7 protein-coding genes are annotated in these 6,000 nt (G+C 71.0%); 3 read left to right on the plus strand and 4 right to left on the minus strand.

Annotated elements, in window-relative coordinates; genetic code table 11:
• Positions 1-139: 139 nt before the first annotated feature.
• Together QFW81_RS00520 and QFW81_RS00525 are read left to right on the plus strand one after the other, a co-directional pair.
• The gene (locus QFW81_RS00520; RefSeq protein ID WP_280576591.1) at positions 140-535 is read left to right on the plus strand and encodes an EF-hand domain-containing protein; all 396 of its coding nucleotides are present in this window, start codon (positions 140-142) and stop codon (positions 533-535) included.
• Positions 536-875: 340 nt separating this feature from the next.
• Positions 876-1,772 carry a bifunctional helix-turn-helix transcriptional regulator/GNAT family N-acetyltransferase gene (locus tag QFW81_RS00525; RefSeq protein ID WP_280576592.1) on the plus strand — a complete coding sequence of 299 codons (897 nt, stop codon included), beginning with the start codon at positions 876-878 and terminating at the stop codon, positions 1,770-1,772.
• A 180-nt stretch (positions 1,773-1,952) separates the two neighbouring features.
• Here QFW81_RS00525 and QFW81_RS00530 read toward each other — a convergent pair whose 3' ends face one another.
• The 4 genes from QFW81_RS00530 to QFW81_RS00545 form a co-directional block, all read right to left on the minus strand.
• A complete protein-coding gene (locus tag QFW81_RS00530; RefSeq protein WP_280576593.1) occupies positions 1,953-2,522 on the minus strand; it encodes a hypothetical protein in 570 nt (189 codons plus the stop codon).
• A gap of 132 nt (positions 2,523-2,654) precedes the next feature.
• The gene (locus QFW81_RS00535) at positions 2,655-2,960 is read right to left on the minus strand and encodes a hypothetical protein (protein WP_280576594.1); all 306 of its coding nucleotides are present in this window, start codon (positions 2,958-2,960) and stop codon (positions 2,655-2,657) included.
• A 338-nt stretch (positions 2,961-3,298) separates the two neighbouring features.
• Complete coding sequence (locus tag QFW81_RS00540; protein WP_280576595.1) at positions 3,299-3,478, minus strand: hypothetical protein; 180 nt, start codon at positions 3,476-3,478, stop codon at positions 3,299-3,301.
• Between the two features lie 564 nt (positions 3,479-4,042).
• Complete coding sequence (locus QFW81_RS00545) at positions 4,043-4,873, minus strand: NAD-dependent epimerase/dehydratase family protein (RefSeq protein ID WP_280576596.1); 831 nt, start codon at positions 4,871-4,873, stop codon at positions 4,043-4,045.
• Between the two features lie 91 nt (positions 4,874-4,964).
• Between QFW81_RS00545 and QFW81_RS00550 the strand changes: the two genes are divergently transcribed.
• On the plus strand, positions 4,965-5,810 hold the full coding sequence (locus QFW81_RS00550) for a helix-turn-helix domain-containing protein (RefSeq protein ID WP_280576597.1): 846 nt from the start codon (positions 4,965-4,967) through the stop codon (positions 5,808-5,810).
• Positions 5,811-6,000 lie beyond the last annotated feature (190 nt).

Raw genomic sequence — 6,000 nt, forward strand, 5'->3', positions numbered from 1 at the left:
GGATTCGTAACGCGGGCGTGATGGCGAACGTTTGGCGTCACCACGCCCGGCAAAGACCGCCCGTGGTGTGCTGGGCCGGCGCCGGGCTGCTTGGCCGTCGCCCATTTTCCACTCGTTTTACAGCCTGGGAGGAGCACCCATGAAGACGACAGGCACGCTTGCCCTGACCGCGTTGGCCACGGCCATGGCGTTCGGCACCGCGCTCGCGCAGGACACCACGCCACCCACCAGCCAGACCCCCGTGACCCAGCCGCCGCCCAACGAAGAGGCGGCGATGCCGCCGACCCGGCACGACGCCACCGGAGCGACGGATGGTTCCGAGCACCGGATGAAGGTACAGACGAGTTACGCCGAACTCGACACCCGGGGCGACGGACGGGTGACACGCGACGATCTGGCGGCGCATCCGGAGTTGCAGGAGAAGTTCGCGGACATCGACGCCGGAGGCGACGGCACGTTGTCCCGCAGTGAGTACGACGCCTGGAACGCGCGGAAGCAGGACAAGGCCCGCGACGGCGAGCAGCCGCAACCCTGACCGCGTCCCAAGGTCCCGGACAACCGCACCCATGGAGCGCCCCGAAAAGGGCGCTCACGTCTTCCGGGGGGTCGACGTCCGCGCGCGTCCAGCCTGGGGCACCGGGCGTGAAGGAGCGAGGCGCGGCCCAGCGAACGCGGGTCCGCTTCGTGGCGCATCCGCGACTCTACGGTGCGGTCTGACAGGGTGGGAGATGCGGGAGATCCACTGCGCGTCTATCGGGGTTGCGGTGGGTCGGTGGGCAGTGCGGATGCGCGGATGGACGGAGAGCCGGCCGTCAAACCCCCACGTCACCACACCAGCGCTTGATTTCGGACATTTACCTGACTAAAGTCAGGCAATGAACGAGGACACGATCGAACGCGTCCGCCGCTTCAACCGGGAGGTCACCCGGCGCATCGGCGCGCTGAGCGACGACTACCTGCGGCGCGGCCGCTCGCTCGCCGAATCGCGGCTGCTGTTCGAGATCGGGTCCGATGGCGCCGACGTGCGCAGCCTGCGGGCGCGCCTGGCGCTGGATTCGGGCTACCTGAGCCGCCTGCTGCGCGCGCTGGAAGCGCAGGGCCTGGTCGAGGTGCGGCGCGGCTCGGACGACGCCCGTGTGCGGCGGGCGCGGCTGACCCGCAAGGGCCGCACAGAATTCGCCGCGCTCGATCGCGGCTCGCGCGCACTGGCCACGCGGCTGCTCGATCCGCTGGGCACGTCGCAGCGCGAGCGGCTGGTCAAGGCGATGACCGAAGTCGAGCGGCTGCTACGCGCGTCCGACGTGACGACGGAGGTGGCGGATCCCGCCAGCCCCGAGGCCCAAGCGTGCATCGCCGCCTACGTGCAGGAACTGCAGGCGCGTTTCGCGCACGGGTTCGACCCGGCGCGCAGCGTCTCGGCCGAGCCCGGCGAACTGGTGCCGCCCGCCGGGGTGTTCGTGCTCGCGCGCCTGGACGGCCGCGCCATCGGTTGCGGCGGCCTGAAGGTGACGGCGCCCGGCGAGGGCGAGATCAAGCGCATGTGGATCGCGCCCGATGCGCGCGGCCTGGGTCTGGCGCAGCGGCTGCTGGCCACCCTGGAAGCGCACGCCGCCGCGATGGGCCTGGACACCCTGCGCCTGGACACCAACCGCAGCCTGTCCGAAGCCCGCGCCCTCTACCTGCGCAACGGCTACCGCGAGGTCGCGCCCTACAACGACAACCCGTATGCCGACCACTGGTTCCAGAAGGATGGCGTTGCGGGAGGAAACTGAGGGGCGGCGTACCGGTCGACGGGTGTCTGATGGGGCATCGACTGGCGCTCCGGAAGCGCAGTGCGCCGGCGGTGATGCTGGCCGCGCCATATCGGTGCAGCCCGATGGAACGAGGACGATGCCGGCGATGTCGTGAGTGCGGCGCGGACTGCGCGGATTTACAGCGCCCTCCCGCCGGATTCATCGTTCCGCGGCGATCGATCCGAGCCTGGCCGCATCGACCTCGTTCCGATTTGCCGCGTCGAGTGCCTGCCGGTGGCTGTCGACGCGCTCGTGCCATGCCTGACGCCGCTGCGGGTCATCGAGCAGGCCGGCGAGCATCTGCCGCGCCTCCCGCGGGAGCGAAGCGGTCGACAGTGAGTCGATTGAACGTGGTTCGTCCTGCACGGGCAGAGGCGCGTGGGGCGCGGTGGGCTGCCGGTGCTCCAGCTCGAGGATGCTGTCGACCAGCTCGCGAGGCGTCTGGAACCCGAGCACATCGTCTGCATCCAGATGCCGGCCGGTCACGGCATGCACCGTGTCCCTCGCCCACGACGCGCACGTGTTCGTATAGCGCCATTCGACGTTCTCCCGCAGCGCCGCTTCGAGCCGCTTTGCCTGCGCGTCATCCAGCTCGAAATACCGGTTCGCCATTGCCCGTTGCCCCGCCTCCAGGTTCCTGCGGATGTCGGAGCCGGCGCCATTGTCGGCCACATCGGGATGAGCGTCGGGCCAGAGCCCGTAGGTCTCCGTGCGGCCATCTCTGGTCACGCTGATCCACGCATGGCCGTCGAGGAACGGTCGACCGAGCCTCGCGTGCCGGGATACACATGGCTGTGGATCCCCAGCACCACCGTGTCGTTCATCGCATTGTCCCTCCTGAACGCCGCCATGCCATTCGGGTCAGGGATGGATCTGCTGCTCGCCGTCAGCGTGCACCAGCAGGATCCGGCCGCTTTCGAACGGCACGCGCACCTGCGTGCGACGGCCATCGCCGAGCGGGCGGCTGGCCTTCGCCATGGTGGCGCATTCGGTGCGGATCGCGCAGCGGTCGATCGCGACCCGCAGATCCGTCCCTTCCCGGCGATAGCTCACCCCGGCCACGTAGTAGGCGCTCTCGAGTGGCACGGTGAACGTGATCACGGCTTCGCCCCCGTCCCGTTCCACGGTCACCGGCTGCACCGCAGCCTGCGGATAGCTTCCTTCCATGCTGCCTCCTGTGCACGCGGCGGACGAGAGTGCGAGCGCGATGCACACGACTGCGCGCAGGGTGCCGCTTCTGTACTTGGCGGATTCACCACCTGCTCGCGGGCGCTTCGGGCCCAGGCAGCCACACGCATCGCGCTCCGCGCGCAACGAGCCAACAGTGGTTCCGGAAACCCGAAGTCCGTTCCTCGACCAATCCGGCAAGACGCGACTGCCCATGTGCCCTCCCTGGCTTCCGGCCGAGTTCCGGCCGTGCAACCAGCGTACTGCTGTCGCCATGGCGCTGACAACTCGCGACGCATCTCTCGGTTTCGATCGATTGCAGCCCCGCGAGTCGCCCGCTACGGGCTGTTCGACAGGCACCCGCCCATCCACGGCGCTGCCTGCAACGCAGCGAGCGCGTCCTGCAAGGCGGGCGTCGGGCGATAGTCGGCGATACACGCGCCGTCCACGCCGACGATTTCGCCGAGCTTGCCGTCGCACAGCAACAGCGGCCTGTCGATGCGCTGCCAGCTATCCACGCACTCTGTATCGGTCTCGGACCCCGGGCGGCCGCACACATGCGTGCGTCGCGCTCGCGTCGCGGACATGGCGCGAGCCACGACCCTGCCCTCATAGGCCTGGCCGGACGCGACGTAGGACCAGGTTCCACAGATGCGGTCACCCCGCTGCACCAGCAGGTAGCGACTGCACTCCTCCGGCGACGACGCACCTGCACATGCCTGCCAGGCACCGGAAAAGGCCCCTTGGGGCGCCGATGTCGTCGGCGCTTGCGTCATCCAAGGCGCCGACTGGCGCGAATCCGCGTCTCCGTGCGCGGTACCCGCGTCCTCGCGGCCGCCACCCGCCGCCGCGCACGCCGCCACCGCCAGCAGACCCACCATCCCTAGTGAACGCATCCAGGGTCCCTCCCGATGAGATGCCTACCCTACAACAGCCTGCGTAGCCCGGATAAGCCCGCAGGGCGCATCCGGGAAGGCGTTGCCCGCGCCCGCATCGGACGCCCTGCGCCGGTCAAGGCCCCGGGTGCGGCGTTGCCTGACCCGGGCTACGGGTGCTGCAAGCGGCATCGAGGGAGCAGGCGGCTACATCGCCCCCACCGCCACCGCATCCGCCAGCCGCGGATACTGCGGCGCGAAGCCGAGGTCCTCGCGAATCCGGCGTGTGTCCATCACCACCTCGAACGCGGCCGCGCGCGCGGCGTCCGAGCCGTCGGGTGGCGGCGCGCCGACCGATGCGAACAGCGTGGCCAGGTCCGGCGCCTCGTCGTCGGCGACGTTGTAGAGGCGATGCGCCGGCGAAGGCGCTTCCAGCACGCGCATCACCGCCTGGGCGACGTCGGCATGATGGCCGATCGACATGCGCATGCCGGGCGGAAAGGCGCGCAGCATGGGCACCACGTCGGCGATGTGCGGATCGCCGTCGCCGTAGACGAAGGGCAGGCGCAGGATGCGCACGTCCAGTCCGTCGGTGGCCAGCAGCATGCGCTCCGCGGCGAGCTTGCTCAGCGGATAGGCATCGACCGGTGCGGAAGCGTCGTCCTCCGTTGCCGGCCGGCCGCCGGTGGGGCCGTAGCAGAGCCCGGTACTGGTGAACACGAAACGCGCGACGCCCGCATCGTGCGCGGCCTCCGCGAGCCGGCGGGTACCGACGTCGTTGACCGCATGCGCCTGTTCGGGCGTCGCGCCGCGGAAGAACGCCGCGCAGTGCACGACCGCATCGACGCCGCGGACGGCGGCCGCGAGCGTGTCGGGCACCAGCAGGTCGCCACGCGCGAGCGTGACCCCCGCGGCTTCGAGGGTGGCGGCGCGCGCGGGGTCGCGCACCAGGGCACGGACGGTCTGTCCGCGGTCTTTGAGTCGAATGGCGAGCCGGCTGCCCACCTTTCCCGTTGCGCCGGTGATGAGGATGTCCATGGGCGCCATCGTGGCGGATGCGAAGGCGCGTGCATTGGAGAAAACGGCCATCGCGCTTGTCCACCAGGCAGGCCGGCCCCAGATCCACGCCATGCACAGTGTCCACATGCCGGTCCGCGACGACGCGGCGCACCTGGTCTCCGCGCTGCTGGTGGACGACAGCCCGCAGGCGCTGGCGCGCATCGCCACGCCGTCGCACTGCACGCAGCTGGTCGCGCGCTTCGGTCCCACGGTGCCCGGGGGCGTCGACGTGCACCTGCTCGGGGCGCAGCAGACGGTGCGGCGCAAGCGCGTGGGCGCGGGGCATCGCGCGATCCTGCTGCGGCTTGAGCCGGGCATGCAGCGTGCGGTCGCAGGCGCGGCGCCGGCGGCACTGACCGGACGGGTGGTCGCGATCGAGGATCTGTGGGGCGCGGAAGCCGGCACGCGGTTGCGTGAGCGTCTCGCGGACGCGGCCGATGCCGACGAGGCGGCCGCCCTGCTCCAGGCGGCAGTCGTCGAACGCGCGCGGACCTCACGGGACGCGCGCGTCGCGTCGCCCCGGCTCGCGTTCGCCATCGAGCGCATGCAGATGGAAGGCGTCGCCGACGCCGCGCGCGCCACGGGCATCAGCGAACGCCAGCTGCGGCGGGAATTCCACGACACGCTCGGCCTGTCGCCGAAGGCGGTCGCGCGGCTGGAGCGGTTCGCGCGCGCGTTGCGTGCCGCGCAGTCGGCCGCGTTGCCCTCATGGGCCGCGATCGCGGCCGATGCGGGTTACTACGACCAGGCCCATCTGATCGCCGAGTTCAACGCCATCGCCGGCGTGGCGCCGCGCGCGCTGCTCGCGGAGCTGCGCGTCGCGACGCCGGTCGGCTGGAGCCGGCTCAGCCCGCCATCGCCCCCGGCCGCGACAGCCACGCCGAAATCACCAGCGCGCAGAACACCGCAACGTTGATCCGCGGCGGCACGTAGTCACGTAGCCACGTAGCCCGGATAAGCCCGTAGGGCGCATCCGGGGATCCCCGCATCCCAGACCCCGCGTCGTCTCCCGCGTCAGGGACGCGCAGGGTCGGATGGCAGGCCGCCCGGCCAACGCCCCGGGTGCGGCGTTGCCTTACCCGGGCTACGGCGCTGTGTGTCGCGGC

Origin of the sequence: Luteimonas kalidii (genome assembly GCF_029887935.1) — a bacterium.
GTDB classification, from domain to species: domain Bacteria; phylum Pseudomonadota; class Gammaproteobacteria; order Xanthomonadales; family Xanthomonadaceae; genus Luteimonas; species Luteimonas kalidii.